This window comes from Pseudomonas batumici (genome assembly GCF_000820515.1).
Taxonomy (GTDB): Bacteria; Pseudomonadota; Gammaproteobacteria; order Pseudomonadales; family Pseudomonadaceae; genus Aquipseudomonas; species Aquipseudomonas batumici.
Map to the genome: position 1 here is coordinate 170,035 of NZ_JXDG01000018.1, position 22,354 is coordinate 192,388.

General features: G+C 63.6%; 23 protein-coding genes and 1 pseudogene. 11 read left to right on the forward strand and 13 right to left on the reverse strand.

Features of this window, described 5'->3' with window-relative positions:
• The first annotated feature begins 5 nt into the window (after window positions 1-5).
• The 4 genes and pseudogenes from rloB to UCMB321_RS08895 all read left to right on the forward strand — a co-directional run bounded on the left by rloB (window position 6) and on the right by UCMB321_RS08895 (window position 4,894).
• On the forward strand, window positions 6-1,538 hold the full coding sequence (rloB, locus tag UCMB321_RS08880) for an osmotic stress tolerance membrane protein RloB (RefSeq protein ID WP_040065460.1): 1,533 nt from the start codon (window positions 6-8) through the stop codon (window positions 1,536-1,538).
• Window positions 1,538-2,506, forward strand: a pseudogene (locus UCMB321_RS08885) (alpha-L-glutamate ligase-like protein); the annotation flags it as partial. The gene rloB and the pseudogene UCMB321_RS08885, both read left to right, overlap by 1 nt.
• Before the next feature lie 135 nt (window positions 2,507-2,641).
• Window positions 2,642-3,985: an aminodeoxychorismate synthase component I gene (pabB, locus tag UCMB321_RS08890; RefSeq protein WP_040065461.1), complete on the forward strand. Its 1,344-nt coding sequence runs from the start codon at window positions 2,642-2,644 to the stop codon at window positions 3,983-3,985.
• A 174-nt stretch (window positions 3,986-4,159) separates the two neighbouring features.
• Window positions 4,160-4,894 (forward strand): phosphoadenylyl-sulfate reductase, encoded by a 735-nt coding sequence (locus UCMB321_RS08895; protein WP_040065463.1) that lies wholly within the window; start codon window positions 4,160-4,162, stop codon window positions 4,892-4,894.
• Window positions 4,895-4,997: 103 nt separating this feature from the next.
• On the opposite strand, the gene cysB is transcribed toward UCMB321_RS08895, so the two are convergent.
• The 4 genes from cysB to UCMB321_RS08915 form a co-directional block, all read right to left on the reverse strand.
• Complete coding sequence (gene cysB, locus UCMB321_RS08900) at window positions 4,998-5,972, reverse strand: HTH-type transcriptional regulator CysB (RefSeq protein WP_040065465.1); 975 nt, start codon at window positions 5,970-5,972, stop codon at window positions 4,998-5,000.
• A gap of 112 nt (window positions 5,973-6,084) precedes the next feature.
• Window positions 6,085-6,585: a universal stress protein gene (locus tag UCMB321_RS08905; protein ID WP_040065466.1), complete on the reverse strand. Its 501-nt coding sequence runs from the start codon at window positions 6,583-6,585 to the stop codon at window positions 6,085-6,087.
• 126 nt (window positions 6,586-6,711) lie between these two features.
• Window positions 6,712-7,671 carry a putative 2-dehydropantoate 2-reductase gene (locus UCMB321_RS08910; RefSeq protein ID WP_040065467.1) on the reverse strand — a complete coding sequence of 320 codons (960 nt, stop codon included), beginning with the start codon at window positions 7,669-7,671 and terminating at the stop codon, window positions 6,712-6,714.
• On the reverse strand, window positions 7,668-8,054 hold the full coding sequence (locus UCMB321_RS08915) for a thioredoxin family protein (RefSeq protein WP_040065469.1): 387 nt from the start codon (window positions 8,052-8,054) through the stop codon (window positions 7,668-7,670). The genes UCMB321_RS08910 and UCMB321_RS08915 overlap by 4 nt, the downstream gene beginning before the upstream one ends.
• On the opposite strand from UCMB321_RS08915, the gene UCMB321_RS08920 reads away from it, so the two are divergent.
• Together UCMB321_RS08920 and UCMB321_RS08925 are read left to right on the forward strand one after the other, a co-directional pair.
• Window positions 8,053-8,499, forward strand: coding sequence for a PilZ domain-containing protein (locus tag UCMB321_RS08920; RefSeq protein WP_040065470.1), 447 nt, complete (start codon window positions 8,053-8,055; stop codon window positions 8,497-8,499). The genes UCMB321_RS08915 and UCMB321_RS08920 overlap by 2 nt on opposite strands.
• 129 nt (window positions 8,500-8,628) lie before the next feature.
• Window positions 8,629-9,705, forward strand: coding sequence for a 3-deoxy-7-phosphoheptulonate synthase (locus tag UCMB321_RS08925; protein ID WP_040065472.1), 1,077 nt, complete (start codon window positions 8,629-8,631; stop codon window positions 9,703-9,705).
• A 58-nt stretch (window positions 9,706-9,763) separates the two neighbouring features.
• Here the strand turns inward: UCMB321_RS08925 and UCMB321_RS08930 are convergent, their stop codons facing one another.
• Window positions 9,764-10,045 (reverse strand): GNAT family N-acetyltransferase, encoded by a 282-nt coding sequence (locus tag UCMB321_RS08930; RefSeq protein WP_040065473.1) that lies wholly within the window; start codon window positions 10,043-10,045, stop codon window positions 9,764-9,766.
• A gap of 672 nt (window positions 10,046-10,717) precedes the next feature.
• Here UCMB321_RS08930 and oprI point away from each other — a divergent pair.
• On the forward strand, window positions 10,718-10,969 hold the full coding sequence (gene oprI, locus UCMB321_RS08935; RefSeq protein ID WP_040065561.1) for an outer membrane lipoprotei OprI: 252 nt from the start codon (window positions 10,718-10,720) through the stop codon (window positions 10,967-10,969).
• 127 nt (window positions 10,970-11,096) lie between these two features.
• Here the strand turns inward: oprI and UCMB321_RS08940 are convergent, their stop codons facing one another.
• The 3 genes from UCMB321_RS08940 to UCMB321_RS08950 all read right to left on the reverse strand — a co-directional run bounded on the left by UCMB321_RS08940 (window position 11,097) and on the right by UCMB321_RS08950 (window position 13,169).
• Window positions 11,097-12,065, reverse strand: coding sequence for a L,D-transpeptidase family protein (locus tag UCMB321_RS08940; protein WP_040065474.1), 969 nt, complete (start codon window positions 12,063-12,065; stop codon window positions 11,097-11,099).
• A 149-nt stretch (window positions 12,066-12,214) separates the two neighbouring features.
• The gene (locus UCMB321_RS08945) at window positions 12,215-12,508 is read right to left on the reverse strand and encodes a hypothetical protein (protein ID WP_040065475.1); all 294 of its coding nucleotides are present in this window, start codon (window positions 12,506-12,508) and stop codon (window positions 12,215-12,217) included.
• 55 nt (window positions 12,509-12,563) lie between these two features.
• Window positions 12,564-13,169, reverse strand: a complete 606-nt coding sequence (locus UCMB321_RS08950) for an arylesterase (RefSeq protein WP_040065476.1) — start codon at window positions 13,167-13,169, stop codon at window positions 12,564-12,566.
• Between the two features lie 10 nt (window positions 13,170-13,179).
• Between UCMB321_RS08950 and UCMB321_RS08955 the strand changes: the two genes are divergently transcribed.
• From UCMB321_RS08955 to greB, 3 genes are read left to right on the forward strand one after another with little or no spacing between them, the layout of a single operon-like run.
• Window positions 13,180-13,863, forward strand: a complete 684-nt coding sequence (locus UCMB321_RS08955) for an ABC transporter ATP-binding protein (RefSeq protein WP_040065477.1) — start codon at window positions 13,180-13,182, stop codon at window positions 13,861-13,863.
• Complete coding sequence (locus UCMB321_RS08960) at window positions 13,863-16,367, forward strand: ABC transporter permease (RefSeq protein ID WP_040065478.1); 2,505 nt, start codon at window positions 13,863-13,865, stop codon at window positions 16,365-16,367. Before UCMB321_RS08955 ends, UCMB321_RS08960 begins: the two co-directional genes overlap by 1 nt.
• A 35-nt stretch (window positions 16,368-16,402) precedes the next feature.
• Window positions 16,403-16,900 (forward strand): transcription elongation factor GreB, encoded by a 498-nt coding sequence (greB, locus tag UCMB321_RS08965; protein ID WP_040065479.1) that lies wholly within the window; start codon window positions 16,403-16,405, stop codon window positions 16,898-16,900.
• Here greB and UCMB321_RS08970 read toward each other — a convergent pair.
• From UCMB321_RS08970 to UCMB321_RS08990, 5 genes are all read right to left on the reverse strand, one after another.
• Window positions 16,891-17,790, reverse strand: coding sequence for a LysR family transcriptional regulator (locus UCMB321_RS08970; protein WP_040065481.1), 900 nt, complete (start codon window positions 17,788-17,790; stop codon window positions 16,891-16,893). The genes greB and UCMB321_RS08970 overlap by 10 nt on opposite strands.
• A gap of 31 nt (window positions 17,791-17,821) precedes the next feature.
• A complete protein-coding gene (locus UCMB321_RS08975) occupies window positions 17,822-18,559 on the reverse strand; it encodes a cysteine hydrolase family protein (protein ID WP_084614849.1) in 738 nt (245 codons plus the stop codon).
• 152 nt (window positions 18,560-18,711) lie between these two features.
• Entirely contained in the window at window positions 18,712-19,020 is a 309-nt protein-coding gene (locus UCMB321_RS08980) for a hypothetical protein (protein ID WP_040065482.1), read from the reverse strand.
• A 255-nt stretch (window positions 19,021-19,275) separates the two neighbouring features.
• The gene (locus UCMB321_RS08985) at window positions 19,276-19,713 is read right to left on the reverse strand and encodes a DoxX family protein (RefSeq protein ID WP_040065483.1); all 438 of its coding nucleotides are present in this window, start codon (window positions 19,711-19,713) and stop codon (window positions 19,276-19,278) included.
• Between the two features lie 101 nt (window positions 19,714-19,814).
• Window positions 19,815-21,236 (reverse strand): MltF family protein, encoded by a 1,422-nt coding sequence (locus UCMB321_RS08990; RefSeq protein WP_040065485.1) that lies wholly within the window; start codon window positions 21,234-21,236, stop codon window positions 19,815-19,817.
• Between the two features lie 237 nt (window positions 21,237-21,473).
• Between UCMB321_RS08990 and UCMB321_RS08995 the strand changes: the two genes are divergently transcribed.
• Entirely contained in the window at window positions 21,474-22,280 is an 807-nt protein-coding gene (locus tag UCMB321_RS08995) for a TatD family hydrolase (protein ID WP_040065487.1), read from the forward strand.
• Window positions 22,281-22,354 lie beyond the last annotated feature (74 nt).

Here is a 22,354-nt window from a genome sequence, read left to right on the forward strand (position 1 = left end):
TCCGAATGCGTTCTCTCACCCTCCACCTGAAAATCCTGATCGCCGTGCTGGTGCTACTGGGGGTTTCGGTCACGGCCTATCAGATTTTCGTGCTGGGTATTCCGGTCACCGAGGATGCCACGGACGACTTGTGGAACATCGACGCCAAGGTCGAGTTCGTCGCCAACACCAAGGAACCGGTGAAGATCCAGATGTTCGTGCCGCCCCTGAGCCGCGACTACGTCAGCCTCAACGAGAGCTTCATTTCCAACAACTATGGGGTGAGCGTCAACCGTGCCGACGGCAACCGCAAGGTCACCTGGTCGGCGCGGCGGGTCAGTGGCAAGCAGACGCTGTATTACCGCCTGGTGCTGACCAAGCGCTATACCGGCGAGAAACCCAAGGTCAAGGGCCCGACCTTCCGCGACAGCATGGCCGTCGAAGGCCCGGAGAAAATCGCCGCCGAGGCCTTGCTCGCCCCCATCCGCCAGCACTCGGCGGATGTCGAGACCTTCATCGGCGAGACCATCAAGCGGGTCAACAACCTTGGCGATGACAACGTCAAGCTGCTGCTGGCGGGCGATCCGTCGACCCCGCACAAGGCGCAGATCATCGAGTTGCTGCTGTCCATCGCCCACGTGCCGATGGAACGGGCCCACACCCTCCGCCTGGAGGCCGACCAGCCGCAGACCCCGGAACTCTGGCTACGCAGCTTCAGCGGCAGCGACTGGCTGTACTTCAACCCGGACACCGGCGAACAGGGCCTGCCGCCCGACCGCCTGCTGTGGTGGACCGGCCCCGACAACCTGATCGCCGTCGAGGGCGGCAAGAAGGCCGGGGTCACCTTCAGCCTGAACAACAGCGAGATGAACGCGATCCGCCTGGCCAAGCTGACCGACGAGAACTCCGACGCCAACTTCCTCGAATATTCGCTCTACGGCCTGCCGCTGCAAACCCAGCAGACCTTCATGGTCATGGTGATGATCCCGATCGGCGTGCTGGTGATCCTGATCCTGCGCAACCTGGTCGGCCTTGAGACCCTCGGCACCTTCACCCCGGTGCTGATCGCCCTGGCCTTCCGCGAAACCCAGCTGGGCTTCGGCATCGTGCTGTTCACCCTGATCACCGCCCTGGGGCTGTCGCTGCGCTCGTACCTGGAACACCTGAAACTGCAGATGCTGCCGCGGCTGTCGGTGGTACTGACCTTCGTCGTGGTGCTGATCGCCGCCATCAGCCTGTTCAGCCACAAGCTGGGCCTGGAGCGCGGCCTGTCGGTGGCGCTGTTCCCGATGGTGATCCTGACCATGACCATCGAGCGCCTGTCCATCACCTGGGAAGAGCGCGGCGCCAGCCATGCCCTGAAGGTCGCCATCGGCACGCTGTTCGCGGCGTCCCTGGCACACCTGATCATGACGGTGCCGGAGCTGATCTACTTCGTGTTCACCTTCCCGGCGATCCTGCTGATCCTGGTGGGCTTCATGCTGGCGATGGGACGTTATCGCGGTTACCGCCTGACCGAACTGGTGCGCTTCAAGGCGTTCCTGAAGGAACACAACTGATGTTCGGCCTGTGGAAAACCTGGAAAGCCCTGGAAGCCCGCGGCATCATGGGGATCAACCGGCGCAATGCGGACTATGTGCTCAAGTACAACAAGCGCAGCCTCTACCCCATCGTCGACGACAAGATCATCACCAAGGAGCGGGCCATGGCCGCCGGCATCCATGTACCGGAAATGTACGGGGTGATCTCCACGGAAAAGGAAATCGACCAGCTCGATTCGATCATCGGCGGGCGCAGCGATTTCGTCATCAAGCCGGCCCAGGGCGCCGGCGGCGACGGCATCCTGGTGATCGCCGATCGCTTCGAGGGCCGCTATCGCTCGATCTCCGGGCGCATCCTCAGCCACGGCGAAATCGAGCACCAGATCTCCAGCATCCTCACCGGCCTGTATTCCCTGGGCGGACACCGCGACCGGGCACTGATCGAATACCGGGTCATCCCCGACCCGATTTTCAAGCGCATCAGCTATGAAGGCGTGCCGGACATCCGCGTCATCGTGCTGATGGGCTATCCGGTGATGGCCATGCTGCGCCTGCCGACCCGCCACTCCCACGGCAAGGCCAACCTGCACCAGGGCGCCATTGGCGTGGGCATCGACCTGGCGACCGGTATCACCCTGCGCGGCACCTGGCAGAACAACATCATCCGCAAGCACCCGGATACCATGCACCCGGTAGACGGTGTGCAATTGCCGAACTGGGACGGCTTCATGAAGCTCGCGGCCGGTTGCTTCGAGCTCTGCGGCCTGGGCTATATCGGCGTGGACATGGTGCTGGACCAGGACAAGGGCCCGCTGATCCTCGAGCTCAACGCCCGTCCCGGGTTGAATATCCAGATCGCCAACGACTGCGGCCTGACCCATCGCACCCATGCCGTGGAGGCGCGCCTGGCGGAACTGGCCGCCGCGGGCATCAGCGAAACACCGGAGGAACGGGTGCGCTTCGTCCAGGCGTTGTTCGGCCACGTACCGTCGGTCGACGCCAGCCCTCCCAAGGTCCGCACACCACCGGCGCCAGCCATCGATCCCGCGACATACCTCTAGGAGCAATGCAGGCAGGGGACTACAATCGCGCACCGCGCTTCCATGACTGACCCGCCCCCCATGCTGACCTGCACCGTACATCCGCTGCCCTACCACGCCAATCCCGCCCATTACTTCGCGGCGATTCGCCATGCGCCTGGTGCGGTGCTGCTCGACAGTGGCCGCCCCGCCGCCGAGCGCGGGCGCTACGACCTGCTCAGCGCCTGGCCGCTGGAGCAACTGGCGGTGTTGCCGAACGAACGCGGCGAGGCGTTCCTGCAACGCCTGCGGGACAACCTGGCCCGACTGGGCGAGGCGCAACTCCCCGCGGCTTGCGAACTGCCCTTTGCCGGCGGCCTGATCGGCTACCTGAGCTACGATTTCGGCCGGCACCTGGAAAGCCTGCCCGCGCAGGCCCGGGACGACCTGCAACTGCCCGATGCGCGTTTCGGCCTGTACGCCTGGGCCCTGATCAGCGATCACCAGCAAGGCAGCAGCCAGCTGGTCTTCCATCCCAGCGTCGAGTCCGCCGAGCGCGAACGGCTGATCCGGCTGTTCAGCCAACCGGTCGGCCACGACAGTACCGAATTTCACCTGAACGGCCCGATGACCGCGGACCTCGAGGCCGCGGACTACCGCCAGGCCTTCGAACGTATCCAGCACTATATCCAGGCCGGCGACTGCTACCAGGTCAACTTCGCCCAGCGCTTCCGGGCGGCCTGCCAGGGCGATCCGTGGATCGCCTATTGCGCCCTGCGCGCCGCCTGCCCGACGCCCTTCTCCGGTTTCCAGAGCCTGCCCGAGCATGGCGCGGTGCTCAGCCTGTCGCCGGAGCGCTTCATCAAGGTCAGCCAGCGGCAGGTCGAGACACGACCGATCAAGGGCACCCGCCCGCGCGGCCGCGATGCTCGCGAGGACGCCGCCAACGCCGCCGAACTGCTGGCCAGCAGCAAGGACCGGGCGGAAAACCTGATGATCGTCGACCTGCTGCGCAACGACCTCGGGCGTACCTGCCGTATCGGTTCGGTACAGGTGCCGGAACTGTTCAGCCTGGAGAGCTACCCCAACGTGCATCATCTGGTGAGCAGCGTGACCGGCACCCTGGCCGACGACCGCGACGCCCTTGACCTGATCGCCGGCAGCTTCCCCGGCGGCTCGATCACCGGCGCACCGAAGATCCGCGCCATGCAGATCATCGACGAGCTGGAGCCGACCCGGCGGGCGCTGTATTGCGGTTCGCTGCTGTACCTGGATGTGCGTGGCGAGATGGACAGTTCCATCGCCATCCGCAGCCTGCTGGTCAAGGACGGACAGGTCAGCTGCTGGGGCGGCGGCGGTATCGTCGCCGACTCCGACTGGCAGGCGGAATACCAGGAATCCATCACCAAGGTGAAGGTGTTGCTCGATACCCTGCAAAACCTGTAGGAGCCGGCTTGCCGGCGATGGCGACCGGATAGGCACCACAAGGCTCAAGGGCCTCTCGCCAGCAAGCCGGCTCCCACAAGTGGACCGTGTAGGACCATGGGGCCGAGACTGAAGGATTTTGTTACTATCATCTCTATTCGAGCGCAAAGCGCCACTGACCGTAGGAACCGCCTGATGAGCCAACCGTTCGACGTCGCTGAACTCGCCGCGACATACGCCAACAAGTCCGCCCAGGACATCCTCAAGCTGGCCTTTGCCCAGTTTGGCGACGACCTGTGGATATCTTTCAGCGGCGCGGAAGACGTGGTGCTGGTGGACATGGCCTGGAAACTGAACAAGAACGTCAAGGTCTTCAGCCTCGACACCGGCCGCCTGCACCCGGAAACCTACCGTTTCATCGATCAGGTACGCGAGCACTACAAGATCGACATCGAACTGGTCTCACCGGATCACACCCAGCTCGAGCCCTTCGTCAAGGAAAAAGGCCTGTTCAGCTTCTACAAGGATGGCCATGGCGAATGCTGCGGCATCCGCAAGATCGAGCCGCTGCGGCGCAAGTTGTCCGGCGTCAGCGCCTGGGCCACCGGCCAGCGTCGCGACCAGAGCCCGGGCACCCGCAGCCAGGTGGCGGTGCTGGAAATCGACAGCGCCTTCTCCACCCCGGAACGCACCCTGTACAAGTTCAACCCGCTGGCACAGATGACCAGCGAGGAGATCTGGGGTTATATCCGCATGCTCGAACTGCCATACAACAGCCTGCACGAACGCGGCTTCATCAGCATCGGCTGCGAGCCTTGCACCCGTCCGGTGCTGCCGAACCAGCACGAGCGCGAAGGCCGCTGGTGGTGGGAAGAAGCCACGCAGAAGGAATGCGGCCTGCATGCCGGCAACCTGATCGCCAAGAGCTGACGTCCGAGCCGGCTCCCACAGGGACCGCGTAGCCTTCACGATCGCATTCCAACGCGCACAAAAAAGCCCCGAACCAGTCGGGGCTTTTTCATGTCCGGGCGACTCAGTGAACCGGCAGCTCGACACCGTCGAACAGCTCCTCCAGTTCCTGCTTGTTGTGGCACTGGATAGCCTTGGCCATGACTTCACGGGTCAGGTGCGGCGCGAACTTCTCGATGAAGTCGCACATGAAGCCGCGCAGGAAGGTGCCACGGCGAAAACCGATCTTGGTCACGCTGGACTCGAACAACTCGCTGGCATCGAGCACCACCAGGTCCTTGTCGAGCACCGGATCCACCGCCATCTTGGCGACGATACCGACACCCAGGCCCAGACGTACATAGGTCTTGATCACGTCGGCGTCCGCCGCGGTGAAGACCACCTTGGGGGTCAGGCCGCGATGGCTGAAGGCCTCGTCCAGCTTGGAACGACCGGTGAAACCGAACACGTAGGTGACGATCGGGTATTCGGCCAGGGTTTCCAGGGTCAGCTTCGGCAGCTTGGTCAGCGGGTGTCCCTGGGGTACGACCACGCAACGGTTCCAGCGATAGCACGGCATCATCACCAGATCGCCGAACAGCTCCAGGGCTTCGGTGGCGATGGCGAAATCCACGGTGCCGTCGGCGGCCATCTCGGCGATCTGCATCGGCGAGCCCTGGTGCATGTGCAGGGCCACGTCCGGGTATTGCTTGATGAAGCTGCTGATCACCGGCGGCAAGGCATAACGCGCCTGGGTGTGGGTGGTGGCGATCGACAGGGTGCCTTTCTTCTCGTTGGAGAATTCCTGGGCGATCTGCTTGATGCTCTCGACCTTGCGCAGGATCTCGCCGGCCGTGGTGATGATGCGTTCACCGGCCGGCGTGACGCGGGTCAGGTGTTTGCCACTGCGGGCGAAGACTTCGACACCCAGCTCGTCTTCGAGCAGGCGGATCTGTTTGCTGATACCCGGCTGAGAGGTGTAAAGGCTTTGGGCGGTCGCGGAAACGTTGAGGTCGTGGTGCGCCACTTCCCAGATGTAGCGCAGTTGTTGAAGCTTCATATGTATCCCTCAAAGCAGGTAGACGCCACAGGTCACAGCGGCGATATATAACTATATGAATGGTTTGAAGAATAAATCTAGAACTTTTTTATCAAATCAGTGACATTCCGGCTCAGATATCGCCATAGCGACGGCGTTGCAGAAGCGGCACCAGGTAAACCGGAACCTTGGCCAACTGCAGGACCCGCGCGGCGGTGCGCCCCAAATGCGCCTCGCCACTGGTGCCATGGCTATGACTGCCGACAATCAGCAGATCCACGGAAAGGGCCTGGGCCTGTTCGAGAATGACCTGCGAAGGGTCGCCCTGGATGACCTTGACCGACTGGATCATGCTCAGGTCCAGCTGCCCGTCCGCGCACTCCTCGCGAAAGCTGTCCAGCACCCGCTGCTCGATCGTCGCCATCACGGTGTTAAGACCCTGGCTGTGCAATTCGTTCAATGCCTGCTCATCCAGGTAACTCTGCAACACCGATTCGGCGAACAAGCCCATGGGCTCGACCGCATGCACCACATACAAATCGGCCTTGAAGGTTCGCGCCAATTCCAGGGCATGCTGCATGACATAAGGCGCATACAGACCGAGATCGGTGGCGTACAACATCGAACGGATCATGGGGCCTCCTCACTTGCCAGAATGGCGGAGTTCCGTTGAGCTTAGCAGCGCCCCGGGGACCGCGGAGTCCGACTGGTCGGGCCGGCCCCGGCGCCTGCGGGAGCGCTTTGAACCCGGCCCCGGGTCTCAGCGATTGTTCGCGTCGATGAACGCCAGCGCCTGGTACAGGGCCTGTATCTTCGGCAGCTCGCAACCGGCTGCGCGCGCGGCGGCCAACGGCCGCACATAGACAGCGTCCAGCTCCAGCGCGCGCTTGTGCAGGAAGTCGTGGTACATGCTCGGCCAATAGTCCGGCATCTTTTCCGTCACCTTGAACAGGTGCTCGGCATAGCCGGCCGGCAGCTCGTGACCACAGGCCTGGGCGCCCCGCACCACTTCGGCCATCAGCGCCTGGACCAGCTCGCGACTGTTGTCATCGCTCATCAGCGGCGTGGTGCTGGCCCGCAGCAGCACCGACAGACCATTGTAAGGCACGTTCCACACCAGCTTCTGCCAGCGAGCCTGCTGCAGGTTGGCCATGGCCTGGGACTCGATGCCCGCCCGCTGGAACAGGCCGGCGCCCTCCTCGACCAGGGCCTGGCGGGCCGCGGCGTCATGCTGCAGCGGGCCACTGTGATAGCCGATGTTCACCGCGCCGAGGGCCTGGTGTACGATGGCGCCGGGACCCGCGCGGTGCACGCAGATAAAGCACAACCCACCCAACAGGTGCAGGGAATCGGGCAGCAGTGTGCGCAGCTCGTCCTCCACCTCCAGGCCATTCTGCAGCACCAGCACCTTCGCCCCCGGCGCCGCGGCCTGGGCGATCAGCGGCGCGAGACTGGCGTTGCTGGTGGTCTTGGCCCCCACCAGCAGCCAGTCGCAGGGCGGCATGTCGGCGGCCTGGGAATAGGCCTGCACCGCACTCAAATGCAGGGGACCGTGCACCGCACTGTCGATATGCAAGCCGCCCTCGGCCACCGCCGCAAACTCGCTGCGCAAAAGGAAGTGCACGTCGAAGCCGGCCCGTGCCAGCATGACGCCGTAATACCCGCCGATCGCACCGGTACCGATAATGCCGATACGCGGCCGGCTGACTGAACCTGTCATGGCAACTCCTCTGGTCCTAGACTCAAGGCTTGCCGAACACCTTCGGCAAGCTCGCTCGGGGTCAAGCGTGACTGCACGGCGCCATGAAACCCTCCGTCCCTGACGACGAACAGCGCGGGCAGATGAAACACACCGTAACGCTGCACCGCCCCACCGTTGTCGCCGGCGTCAACCCAGCACAGGCGCTCGACCGGCAGGGCCAGGGTCGGCAAGACCTCCCGGGCGAAGCGGCAGGCCGCACAGCCGACACTGGTGAATATCAGCAATGAAACACCGGGCAAGTCCAATAGATTCCGGTCGATATCAAAATCCGTCAACTCCAGGCTCTTCACTATACTGTCGGAAAGTTTTTCCACTGACCGACGCAGGGAGTCGTTGTTCATGGTGCGCTTTCTTCCTCATCCCGATGACGTTCCCGTCACGTTGACCCTGCTTGAACATTCCTGCATTTCCCTTCACCAACTCGACCGCATCAGCCTGGGCGGTGTCTCCTGCCACTCACCCCGCGGCTGGCGCAAAGGCTCGGCCTTGCAAATGAGCATTCCGAGCCTCGGCGAGGCGGCCCGTTATCCCGGCTACGTGGCCTGGTGCCTGAAACGCAAGCACGGGTACCGGGTGGGCATTGCCTTTGTCGACGAGCAGACCCTGTTCGGCGCCCGCATGGGTGAACAGGTCTGCCAGATCGAACGCTACCAGCGAACGCGCGAGCGACAAAGCGAAGATCGGCAAAACATCGAGGTCATTGCCCAGGAATGGGTCCGGCAACACGCCGCCGACTTCTCCCAGGCCAGCCTGGAACGTCCCTATGTGCGGGCTTTGCTCGATTAAACCGGCCAGACCATTGCCCGCGCCCCGCTTAACGCGCTAAGGTTCCGCTCCCCGACGCGCTTAAATCTGCTGCGCTCCGCCGCGCGGGGATCGCTGGCGGCCGGCACCCGTGACCTGACGAGTAACACGATGGCTGATTTACCGATCAACGACCTTAACGTCGCCTCCAACGAGACGCTGATCACTCCCGATCAGCTCAAGCGTGATATTCCCCTGAGCGAGACTGCCCTGCGCACCGTGACCAAGGGGCGCGAGGTGATCCGCAATATTCTCGATGGCACGGACCATCGCCTGTTCGTCGTCATCGGGCCTTGCTCGATCCACGACATCAAGGCCGCCCACGAATACGCCGAGCGCCTGAAGGTCCTCGCCGCCGAAGTGTCCGACAGCCTGTACCTGGTGATGCGCGTGTATTTCGAGAAGCCGCGTACCACCGTGGGCTGGAAGGGCCTGATCAACGACCCTTACCTGGATGACTCCTTCAAGATCCAGGACGGCCTGCACATCGGTCGCCAGTTGCTGCTGGACCTGGCGGAAATGGGCCTGCCCACCGCCACCGAAGCCCTCGACCCGATCTCGCCGCAGTACCTGCAGGACCTGATCAGCTGGTCGGCCATCGGCGCGCGCACCACCGAATCCCAGACCCACCGCGAAATGGCCTCGGGCCTGTCCTCGGCCGTGGGCTTCAAGAACGGCACCGACGGCGGCCTGACCGTGGCGATCAACGCCCTGCAGTCGGTGTCCAGCCCGCATCGCTTCCTGGGCATCAACCAGGAAGGCGGCGTGTCCATCGTCACCACCAAGGGCAATGCCTACGGCCACGTGGTCCTGCGTGGCGGCAACGGCAAGCCGAACTACGACTCCGTCAGTGTCGCCGTCTGCGAACAGGCGCTGGCCAAGGCCAAGATCAAGGCCAACATCATGGTCGATTGCAGCCACGCCAACTCCAACAAGGATCCGGCCCTGCAACCGCTGGTGATGGAGAACGTCGCCAACCAGATCCTCGAAGGCAACCAGTCGATCATCGGCCTGATGGTCGAGAGCCACCTGAACTGGGGCTGCCAGGCGATTCCGAAAGACCTCGCCGACCTGCAATACGGCGTGTCGATCACCGACGCCTGCATCGACTGGAGCACCACCGAAAAAACCCTGCGCAGCATGCATGCCAAGCTCAAGGACGTGCTGCCCAAGCGCCAGCGCGACTGATCAGGGCACGCACACAAAAACGCCGGGCAATGCCCGGCGTTTTTGTGTGTGGAATGCTTCAGATCTTCGCGGCGTGCCGCTGATGACGTTCCATGTAACGTTCGACATAAGAGCAGGAAGGAATCACCGTGTAACCCATCTGATCGGCATAGGCCAACGCCTGCTCGGTCAACGCCGCCGCAATGCCCCGACCGCGCAAGGCGTTGGGCACGAAGGTGCGATAGATATCCAGGGTCTGCTTACCCAGGTCCATATAGGTCAGGTAGGCACGATGACCGTCCACATTGGTCTCGAATTGATGACCTGCCTGGTCATGGTGGATGGACAACGCCTCGCTCATCACTACTCCTCGCGGGTCTTGGATTCTGACCCTACCTTACATGTTTTTCCGGCGAAGGAACCACCTGGCTACGTACGAAAAATCGCCGCAACAGCCAAATCGTCACAAAATCCTACACCACCCCGTGCCTGGTTGGACAACGAGAAGAGCCGTCAGCTCCCGAACAAGTAGGCACCTGACAGATAGTAGGCGCCCTGCCTCCCTTGCTCAAGGCACACTCGTCATGTGCTCCGCCAGGTGCATGGCAGCCTGGCCGGACGGGCCCTTTCGCTCGAAAACCTGAACAGCGACCGAAGATTGCCGGAATGTTATGTTGTAAGACGAACAGCGCTTCTTAAAGTCACTTTTCAATTGGCAAAGATGCCTCCCCGCCCTGGCGACGGTAGAAGCAAAGAGTCATTCGCCACCACTAGTGCGACGCGGGTATCGATCGCGGACAGCACACTAGTGCAAATCGGACTTGCCCAAAGCGCCCGGATCACGCCCCTGTTGCTGCACATTTTTTATACAGGTTCATGAAAACTTAGCCGAAAAGATTCTCTTCCAAAAAATTTTTTTACTTCTTGCGTTACGTCGGTTTACTTACTACAAGTAATGGGTAGTATGTACGCCGACTATATCCCCACTCTGGGGAGATGGTTATTTAATAGAAAGTCCTTGAAGGGGAACACGATGAACAACGTTCTGAAATTCTCTGCTCTGGCCCTGGCCGCCGTTCTGGCTACCGGTTGCAGCAGCGCATCCAAAGAAACCGAAGCTCGTCTGACTGCTACTGAAGACGCTGCTGCTCGTGCCCAGGCTCGTGCTGACGAAGCCTACCGCCATGCTGATGAAGCTCTGGCTGCTGCTCAAAAAGCACAGCAGACTGCTGATGAAGCTAACGAGCGCGCTCTGCGCATGCTCGAAAAGGCAAGCAAGAAGTAATAATCCTTCGGGGTTGTTATCAAGCCGATCCCTTGTTGGATCGGCTTTTTTGTGCCTGCCGGAAAACCAGGCAGGCACAAAAAACCCACCTGAGCCGCAAGGCCCAGGTGGGTCGTTGTACAGCGCCTTACTGCTCTGGATAGAGCGGTGCGTTGGACACCAGCGACGGTGTCCCCGGCACGGCGATTTCCGTCGGCAGGCCATCTTCGGCCGCAACTACGTCACGCACCTGATCCCAGTTGACCCGCAAGTTGTTCGCCAGGTCTTCACGCTTGAGCAAGGCATTGATCACCGCGGTGTGCTTGTCGACCACCGATGGATTGCCCTTGTCGTCCAGCGGCGTATGGGCTTCCAGGAACACCTTGCCGCCGCTCACGCCGAACTTGTAGGCCTCGTTGATGATGCGCACCGAAGTACCCACCGGCACCATGCTGGCCATCTCCAGCACGTTGTTGTTGAACATGCGGAAGCAACCGTGGCTGGTACGAGTACCGATACCGAACTTCATGTTCGAACCATGGATCAGATAGCCCGGTGTGCCCAGGGTGAACTTGAACGGACCCAGCGGGTTGTCGGGACCGGCCGGCACCACGTTGGGCAAGGGATCACCCTCGGACGCGTGCTCAGCCTTGATCGAGGCCGGCGGCGTCCAGGTCGGATTCGGCGTCTTGGCGGTAATGGTGGTGTGGGCGACCGGCGAGCCCCAGCCTTCGCGACCGATCCCCAGCGGGAAGGTGTAGACCACGTTCCGGCCTTTGGGGAAGTAGTACAGGCGATACTCGGCCAGGTTGATCACGATGCCTTCGCGCGGACCCGGCGGCAGGATGAAGCGGGTCGGCAGGACGATATCGGTCCCCGCGCCCGGCAACCAGGCATCGACGCCCGGGTTGGCCGCGACCATTTCCGAATAGCCCAGGTCGTAGGTGGTGCCCAGGTCCGCGAAGGTGTCTTCGTACTTGGCCTTGATCACCTGGACCTGGCCGACGATATCCTCGCCAGGAGGCGGCAACGGTAGTTCCAGCGCCGAAACGGGGCCTGCCACACAGAGGGCGGCAACAGACAGGCAACGGGTAACGGCAGGAAAGCGCGACAACATCCGGGACATCCTTCGCATGATCGACGAAAATGAGTAGACAACAATTGTACACCGACACGGCGCCGGCAAGGGAGACCGCGTACCGGGACAATCGTAACGAGACAGGTACGGTACAGGTTGCCCCGCTCCTACACCTACAGAGACGGGGGTCAGAGTTCGAAGCGCAGCTCCGGCCAGATCGGCGGCGTACCGCGCTTCTGCGATTCGAGAATCGCCCGGCACAAGGGACACAGGCGCTGGTCGCGGAAAATCGAGCGGTCCACCCCCGACCACCGCGGCTGCGCCGGTAACAAGGTGCCGCACAGCGTCCGATCGGCCGAACCGCCCAGTTCCAGCTGACGCGCGACCAGGTGCACGCGTACTTCCTGACAGGCGAACAGATCGAGCTGCTCGTCGGGTTCGATCAGTTGGTAGGCAAACAAGGACCAGGCGGGACGCTGCATCGGGGGCTCCAAATCGGGGGCGCCACCATAGCCCAAAGACAGCCGCTAGAAAAGCTCAAAGCAGCGGTTTGAGCCTCGGCCAGACGTTATCGAGCAGCTTGCCCTGACCAGCGGGCGCCGGATGAATCCCGTCGGCCTGCATCAGCTCGGGATGGCCACCGATGCCCTCGAGGAAAAACGGCACCAGCGCGATGTTTTTCTCCTGGGCCAGCTCGGCGTAGACCCGGGCGAAGGCCTCATTGTAGCGGGGACCATAATTGGGCGGAAGCTGCATCCCAAGCAGCAGGACTTTTGCTCCTACGGCCTGGGACCTGTCGATCATTAATGCAAGATTTTGTTTCAATTGCGTTGGCAACTGCCCACGCAGGCCATCGTTGCCGCCCAACTCGAGCACCACCACCTGCGGCTTGTGCTCTGCAAGCAGCGCGGGCAGCCGCTCCCGCCCGCCCGCGCTGGTGTCGCCACTGATGGACGCATTGACCACCTGGTCGGTGAAACCTTCGGCCTTCAGGCGCTTTTCCAGCAGGGAGACCCATCCCACACGGGTATCCAGGCCGAAACCCGCGCTGATACTATCCCCGACGATCAGCACTGTACCCGCCGCCGCGCTCTGGGCCATGCACATCAAGGCCAGGCCGGCACTCAAAAACCACATTCGCATCGGATTCTCCATGGGCGAAAGCATTCTCACCGCGCAGAACCTTAGCAAAGTGGTTCCCAGCACGGAAGGTGAACTGACCATCCTGCACCCCTTGAGCCTGACCTTGAGCAAGGGCGACAGCCTGGCCATCGTCGGCGCTTCCGGTTCCGGCAAATCGACCCTGCTGGGCCTGCTCGCCGGCCTCGACCTGCCCAGCGACGGCGAAGTCACCCTGGCCGGGCGAGCCCTGAGCGCCCTCGACGAAGACCAGCGCGCGCGCATCCGCGCCGAGCACGTGGGCTTCGTGTTCCAGAGTTTCCAACTGCTGGACAGCCTCAATGCCCTGGAAAACGTCATGCTGCCCCTGGAGCTGGACGGTCGCCTCGATGCCCGCGAACGCGCCCGCGACCTGCTGGAGCGGGTCGGCCTGGGCCGGCGCCTGACCCATTCGCCCCGCCAGTTGTCCGGCGGCGAACAGCAACGGGTCGCCATTGCCCGGGCCTTCGCCGCCGAGCCGGACGTGCTGTTCGCCGACGAACCCACCGGCAACCTCGACAGCCACACCGGCGAGCGCATCAGCGACCTGCTGTTCGAACTGAACCAGGAACGCGGCACCACCCTGGTGCTGGTGACCCACGACGAACGCCTGGCCCATCGCTGCCGGCGCCTGATCCGTCTTGACGCCGGCCATCTGGTCGGCCCCCTGGAGCCTTGATGGCACGCCTGCCGCTGTTGCGCCTGTTCAGCCTCGCCATCCGCCAACTCCTGCGCGACGCCCGCGCCGGTGAACTGCGAGTGCTGTTCTTCGCCCTGCTGGTGGCGGTCGCGGCCAGCACCGCGATCGGCTACTTCGGCGCACGCCTGAACGGCGCGATGCTGCTGCGGGCCACCGAATTCCTCGCCGCCGACCTGGTGCTCGACGGCACCTCCGGCGCCCGTCCGGAACAGCTCCAGACCGGCCGCGACCTGGGACTTGCCCATGCACGGGCAGTCGAATTCTCCAGCGTGATCGCCACGGACAATGGCATCCAGCTGTCGAGCATCAAGGCCACGGACGAACACTACCCGCTACGCGGCGAACTCAAGAGCGCCGCCGCGCCCTTCGGCGTCGAGACCGCCGGCGGCGGCCCCGCACCCGGTGAGGCCTGGGTCGAGGCGCGACTATTGACTGCGCTGGACCTGAAGATCGGCGACAGCATCGATGTCGGCCTGAAGACCGTGCGCCTGGCCCGGGTCCTGACCTACGAGCCGGATCGCGCCGGCAATTTCTACAGCCTGACGCCACGGGTGCTGATCAACCTCGCCGACCTCGACGCCACCGGTGTGGTCCAGCCCGGCAGCCGGGTCGACTACCGCGAACTGTGGCGCGGCTCGGCGAACGCCCTGGCCACCTACCGCGAACTGATCAAGCCGGGCCTGGCGCCGAACCAGCGCCTGCTGGACGCCCGCGACGGCAACCAGCAGATCGGCGGCGCCCTGGGCAAGGCCGAGCGCTACCTGAACATGGCCAGCCTGGTGGCGGTGCTGCTGTCCGGCGTCGCCGTGGCCCTCAGCGCCAACCGTTTCGCCGCCCGCCGCTTCGACGCCAGTGCGCTGCTGCGCTGCCTGGGCCTGTCGCGCCGGGAAACCATGAGCCTGTTCAGCCTGCAACTGGCGATCCTCGGCGTGCTGGCCAGCGTCAGCGGCGCCCTGCTCGGTTGGCTCGCCCAGCTGGGCCTGTTCTACCTGCTGCATGAGCTGCTGCCCGCCGACGTACCGCCGGGTGGGCTGATGCCGGCGCTCGCGGGGATCGGCACCGGGCTGGTGGCACTGGCCGGGTTCGCCCTGCCACCCCTGGCCGCCTTGGGTCGGGTGCCACCGCTGCGGGTATTGCGCCGCGACCTGCTGCCGATCCCGGCCAGCACCTGGCTGGTCTATGGCGCGGCCTTGCTGGCCCTGGGCCTGATCATGTGGCGCCTGAGCCTGGACCTGCTGCTGACCTTCGCCCTGCTCGGCGGCGGCGTGGTGGCCGCGCTGGTCCTCGGCGGCCTGTTGCTGCTCGGGCTGCAAAGCCTGCGCCGGCTGCTGGCCAGGGCCTCGTTGCCCTGGCGGCTGGGCCTGGGCCAGTTGCTGCGCCATCCGCTGGCGGCGGCCGGACAATCCCTGGCGTTCGGCCTGATCCTGCTGTCCATGGCGCTGATCGCCCTGCTGCGCGGCGAGCTGCTCGACACCTGGCAGAACCAGTTGCCGAAGAACGCACCGAACTATTTCGCCCTGAACATCCTGCCGGCGGACAAGGAGGGTTTCCGCGACCACCTGATCAAGCTCGCGGCCCAGTCAGCACCGATCTATCCGGTGGTGCCGGGGCGCCTGATCAGCATCAACGGCACGCCGGTGCAGGAAATCGTCAGCAAGGACTCCGGCGGCGATCGCGCCACCCAGCGCGATCTCAGCCTGACCTGGGCCGCCGACCTGCCGCCGGGCAACAGCCTGACCGCCGGCAGCTGGTGGCCGGACAAACCCAGCGGGGACATTCCCGGCGTCTCGGTGGAAGCCAAGGTCGCCCTGAGCCTGAAGCTCAAGCTCGGCGACCACCTGGTGTTCAGCGTCGGCGGGGTCAACCGCGAGGCCGTGGTCAGCAGCCTGCGCAGCATCAACTGGGACAATTTCCAGCCGAACTTCTTCATGATCTTCCAGCCCGGCACCCTGCAGGACCTGCCGGCGACCTACCTCACCAGCTTCTACCTGGCACCGGGTCACGACAGGGACATCGTCGAACTGTCCCGGGCCTTCCCGGCGGTGACCATCCTGCAAGTCGAGGCCCTGCTGGAGCAACTGCGCAGCATCCTGGCGCAGGTCACCTTCGCCGTGGAGTACGTGCTGCTGTTCGTCCTCGCGGCGGGGATGGCGGTGCTGTTCTCCGGCTTGCAGGCGACCCTGGACGAACGTATCCGCCAAGGCGCCCTGCTGCGGGCGCTGGGGGCCGGACGGCCACTGCTGGTCAAGGCACGGCGGATCGAATTCGGCCTGCTGGGGGCGGTCAGCGGCCTGCTGGCCGCCCTGGGCGCGGAACTGGTGAGCTGGGTGCTCTACCGGTTCGCCTTCGACCTGCCGTGGCACCCCCATGCCTGGCTGTTGCTGCTGCCGCTGATCGGTGCGCTGATGGTCGGCGGCGCGGGCGTGTTCGGCACCCGCCGGGCGCTCAATGCCAGCCCACTGACAGTGCTGCGCGAGGGCTGATAGACTCAACACCTTGTTTCGCCTGGGGAATGCAGATGAGTCGCTACCGCCCGCCGCGCACCGCCGGCACCGCCCTGATCACTCCCGAGGGCGAGGCCCGCATGCGCGCCGAGCTGCACGAGCTGTGGCACGTGCGCCGTCCCCAGGTCACCCAGTCGGTCAGCGAAGCGGCGGCCCAGGGCGATCGCTCGGAGAACGCCGAGTACACCTACGGCAAGAAGATGCTGCGCGAGATCGACAGCCGCGTGCGTTTCCTGACCAAGCGCCTGGAAAGTCTGAAGGTGGTCGGCGAACGACCCAGCGACCTGAACAAGGTGTACTTCGGCGCCTGGGTCACCATCGAGGACGAGGACGGCAAGGAATCGCGCTATCGCATCGTCGGGCCGGACGAACTGGACCTCAAGCAGAACCTGATCAGCATCGACTCGCCCCTGGCCCGCGCACTGATCGGCAAGGCGCTGGACGCCGAGATCCGGGTCATGACGCCCACCGGCGAGCAGACCGTCTACATCACCGCCATCGACTATCCCTGAGCCTTGTCAGGCCCATAGAACTCGACCATGTAATCGACGAACACCCGGACCTTGGGGGCCAGGTGCCGGGATTGCGGGTACAGTGCGAAATAGTGGCGCTCGCCCAGGGAATACTGGGGCAGGATCGCCACCAGCCGCCCCTGGGCCAGGTCGTTGCGCACCGTGGCGTGGGTGAACGACGCGATCCCCGCCCCGGCCAGCGTTGCCGAATGCAGCGCGCTGATGGTATTGGTCCTGAACCACCCCGCCGGGGCAATATTCATCGACTCACCCCGTGCCGAAGCCAGTTGCCAACCCGAGGTGGCGCCGACAAAGCTCAACAGGCGATGCCCCGTGAGTTCCTGCGCGGTGCGTGGCAGGCCGTGTTCGCGGACATAGGCCGGCGACGCCACCAGGACCTGTTTCGAGACCGTCAGGGTCCGCGCCACCAGCGTCGTATCGTCCAAGGCCCCGGCGATGCGCAGGGCCACGTCGAAGCCCTCGGCCAGCAGGTCGACGAAGCGGTCATCGCAACACAACTCCAGCTCGATGTCCGGGTAGCGTTTCTGAAATCCGGGCAGCCAGTGGGGCAGATCCAGGGTCCCCACCACCAACGGCACACTGACCCGCAACAGGCCTCCAGGCCGCTGGTGCCCCTGGGCCATGGCCCGGGAAGCCGCGTCGATCCGTTCCAGGATATCCACGCAGGCGCTGTAGTACTGCTCGCCCGCCCCGGTCAGGCTGAAACGCCGGGTATTGCGGTTGATCAGTTGCACACCCAGCTCACCCTCCAGCTGCTGCAACTGCCGTGACATCGTCGAATGGGTGGTATCCAGGCGCTCCGCCGCCGCGGAAAAGCCTCCGCTCTCGACGATACAACGAAAGGCACGCATCGCGGCGAGCTGGTTCATTCAAGCGTTGCCCCAGGGATTGGCGAGTGAATCAGCGTGTCGGCAAGGCGACGATCTGCGAGGTGCTCAACACATCGCCGAAGGTGTCCTCGATTTCGGCCAGGGCCGCCTCGTGCAGCGCGTCCTTGCTCACGGACTGGCCATTGAAACGCTCGATGGCACGGGTCGCGGTGGCGTCGGATGCTACCACAACGTCATAGCCCAACGGCACGGCGTCACGGGCGGCACCGGCCACGCAGGCATGGGTCATGAGCCCGGTGACGATCAGGGTCTTGACCTTGGCTTTCTTCAGTTGGGCGTCCAGATCGGTGCTGGCGAAAACACTGACGCTGGTCTTGCGCAGGACCTTGTCCTGGGGGCGCGGCTTCATCAGCGGATGAAAATCCACCGTCTGGCCATCCAGGGCGAACAGCGCGGAGCCCGCCGGGGCGACGTGCTGCACATGAATCACCGGGATCTTTTCCCTGTCGGCGAAATCGATCAGGCGCCGGGTGTTCTGCAGCGCCTGCAAGCCATCGGGAATCGGCAGCCGGCCGCTGAAGTATTCGTTCTGGAAGTCGATCACCAGCAGTGCGCTGGTCTTCGGGTCGAGGCGATCGATCGGCGTGACACCGGACAGGGCGCGCAGGGTCGGATGCGGGTTGACCGGTGTGTCGGCGGCGACCGCGAACGGCCCGCCCAGCAGCCCGAGGCCAACGGCCAAGGCCTTGAGGGTAGCGGAGAAAGAACGACGGGGTTGAGCGAGGTTGAACAGGCTGATGGTGGTCATGACGAGGCGTCCTGTTGAGCACATGAGTTGACTGGAGGGCCAGTCTAGGAAGGGCTCCCTGTCTCAACAACGCACAAACCGGCACAATATCTGTTTGAAAATCGCACAGATAAAGCCTGTCGAATCCTGGCTCGAATGTCTCGGGGCAGACCTTAGCGTCGTGTGATCAAACCCTGGCGGGCAACGCGGGTGAGCTGTCGGATCACCGCTTCGGCGTGCTCGGCATCCGGCGCCTGGATCACCGCCAGGTCGAAGCTGTCATCGGCAAAACGGGCCAGGGAATCGCCGTCCTCGACGAACTGGATCAGGAAGGCCGAAGCTTGACCCTTGCGTCGCGGCCAGCCATCGAGATAGCGCAGCAGCGTGGGCTGATGATTACCGCCAAGGAGGATTTTAGGGTTGCGAAAAGGCAGGTTCGCCGTGATCGGCGCAAGACGTACTACGGGGCGTGGATTGTTCAAAGTGCGTGTCTCCGCCTCAACGATCTGCCGGGCAGGTGTGAGGCAACACCGAACCAGCGCTTTAGCGGTATTTCGAAGCCTGTCGCAAGCTTCTGTCGGCGGTCTTTCGACCTGCCTGGCGCCCCGCAAGTAGCTGTTTAAATCGGCGCATGTCTCAATCCTAGAGAAGCCGGTAGCTGGCTGTCAAGAATCCCCCACAACGAAAAAGCCCGCAAAAATGCGGGCTTGTTTCATTGCGCGGAGCGCGTGCCAGTCTTACGAACGGGCGATGGCCCCATCCGCCGAGAACTTGCCAGCACCTTCGGTCAGTACCACGAGCGTGCCACCCAACAGGGCCAGGGCGAATTCATAACCATTGTTGGCCATGAACAGACCGTTGTGGATATGTACCGAGAAGATCGCCACCAGCAAGGTGAAGGTCAGGCCCAGCGCGGCCGGACGGGCCAACAGGCCGATGATCAGGGCCAGGCCGCCGAAGAACTCGGTGCCACCCGCCAGCAGGGCCATCAGGTGACCCGGCGCCAGGCCGATACTCTCCATCCATTGCGCCGTCCCGGCCAGGCCGTAACCGCCGAACAGGCCGAAGAGCTTCTGCGCCCCATGGGCGGCGAAGATGATCCCGACGAAAATGCGCAGGACAGTCAGGCCATAGCCGGCACGGGTGTTCAGGACGCGGTTGCTCAAGGTGCTCATGGGTGAATCCTTTTTAATGCTGGGGTTGATGGACCTCATATTAATCAGTTTTCAAAAAGTAAAAAGCGCAAAAACCTTCACTAAACAATCGATTTTTTCGATTATTTACCCAGAGCAATCTTGCGCGCATTCGGTTCCAGGGAGTCGCGCTCCCGGTCAAATGCCAGGTAGTACTTGTTCACGCTGTTCACATAGTTCACGGCATTCATCCCCACCTGTTCCATGGCGATGCGCTCGACCTGGAAGAACCACTGGTTGGGATTCAGGCCACGGCGGCGGGCCTCGGCGCGCATGCCCTGGACCCGCTCCGGGCCCATGTTGTAGGCCGCCAGGACAAAGGCCATGCGCTCGCGCTCGTTGAGCTTGGGGCTGGCAAAGAACTTGCGGCGGATCATCGCCAGGTACTTGGCCCCGGCCTGCACATTGTTATCGACATTCTGGATATTGCTGACGCCGACCCGTTGCGCCGCCGCCGGCGTGATCTGCAGCAACCCCATCGCGCCGCTGGCCCCCCGGGCGCCGGGATCCAGGGCCGACTCCTTGAAGGCCAGCGCCGCCAGGTTCAGCCAGTCGATGCCCTGGGCCTGGGCATGGCGCTGCAGCACCGGGCGCAGTTTTTCCAGCTTCTGCCGATCGGCGTGGCTCAACGGGTAATGCACCTGGTAGAGACGGCGATAGATCCGCAGAAAGGCGCTGTCCTGGTCCGAAGGAGCCTTGTAGGTCTTGAGGAACCGGTCGATGCTGGCTCGCAGCATCGACGCATCGTCGCGCACGAACCAGTGCAGTTGCCCCGGCTCGCTGACCAGCACCTGCTTGTCGAACCGCAGCTTGGGCATGATCCTGGCCCAACGTTCGGCAATCGGCTGCTCGACGATGGTCAGGTGGAAGATCCCGCCCTGGACCATCTCCAGCACATCTTCCACCGCCAGGCTCGGATCGACCCATTCGACCTTGACCGGCGGCAGCTTGTGCAACGCCAGTTTCTCGTTGATCCGGTTGACCGCCTCGCCCGCCGCGCTGCCGGGGGTCAATGCCAGGGTGCGGCCGGACAGTTGCTCGAAACGGCTGAAGCGCTTCTCGCCCTTGAGCCCCACCAGCAACAACGGCACCGTACTGCCAATCGGATCGCTGGCGATCACCGCATGGCCCGGCTGGGCTTCGAGCAATTCCCCCGGGGCCACCAGGTCGCCCTCGCCGCGCTGCAAGGCAGCGAGCAACTGGTCCTTGGCCTTGGGAATGATCTTGAGGGTGATTTCCTGATGGTCGCGGGCCTGGCTGTTGAGGAACTGCTCAAAGGCGCGCAGGCGGTGGTATTCGATACCGATGGCCTCGCCCTGGACCTCGCCGCTGCTGTTGCGGCTCTGGTTGACCAGCACGCGCAGGACACGGCTGCTGCGAATCTCCGCCAGGTCGCGGACCTTGCCCGGCTGGACGATTTCCAATGGCCCGGCCAGCCGCGCAAGCGCCGGCAACGGCAGCAGCAGGGACAGGCACAGCAGGAGCAACAGCGAGGGTCGCTTCATCCGTTCTCCGGAAAGAATACTGCCCGGTCCCTGGCACGCTGGCCTGAAGTCGGACGACTGAAATCGAGCGTCTTTATCAACGCGAAAAGTACGGAAGACCGGCTACGACAGCAGGGTCGCGCCAACCGATGTTTTCTTCCGGCTTTAAGAGACAGTCATAACTCGTTGTAGTTCTTGGTTTTTATTATAAATCTACAGCTCTGGTATGCTTTTCGGCCTGTGGCCTGAGGTAGCACCATGCAACTCATCGATATCGGCGTCAACCTGACCAACCCCAGTTTTGCCGGCAAACAGCAGGAAATACTCGACCGTGCCTACGCCGCCGGCGTCTGCCAACTGATTGTGACCGGCACCAGCCTCGCGGGCAGCGAACAGGCGCTGGAACTCTGTCGGGAGCGGGATCCGAGCGGCCAGCGGCTGTTCGCCAGCGCCGGTATCCACCCCCACTCGGCCAGTGACTGGACAGCCGACAGTGCCGTTCGTCTGAAAGCCCTGCTGAAGGAACCGAACGTGTGCGCGGTCGGCGAGTGCGGGCTGGATTTCAACCGCGATTTCTCCCCGCGCCCACAACAGGAAAAAGTCCTCGAGGAACACCTGGCCCTGGCCGTGGAGTTGCAGCGACCGGTGTTCCTCCACGAACGCGACGCCAGCACCCGGTTGCTGGAGATCCTGCGTGACTACCGCGACCGCCTGCCCGCCGCCGTGGTGCACTGTTTCACCGGAGAACAGAAGGCGCTGTTCGGCTACCTGGACCTGGACCTGCATATCGGCATCACCGGCTGGATCTGCGACGAGCGCCGTGGCAGCCACCTGCACCCGTTGGTACGGGAGATCCCCCGCGGCCGCCTGATGCTCGAAAGCGATGCGCCCTACCTGCTGCCACGCAGCCTGCGGCCCAAGCCGAAGAACGGTCGCAACGAACCGGCCTACCTGGGCGAAGTGCTGCGCGAAGTGGCCCTTCACCGAGGCGAAAGCCAGGAAGACCTGGCCGCCCACACGACCGCTTGTGCCCGGGCGTTCTTCCATTTGCCGAGCCTTGACTGAACCGGGATTGACGCACATCAACACTCGTCTTCCTGGGTAGCGGCACAATAATGGCACCTTGCCAAAACTGTTTC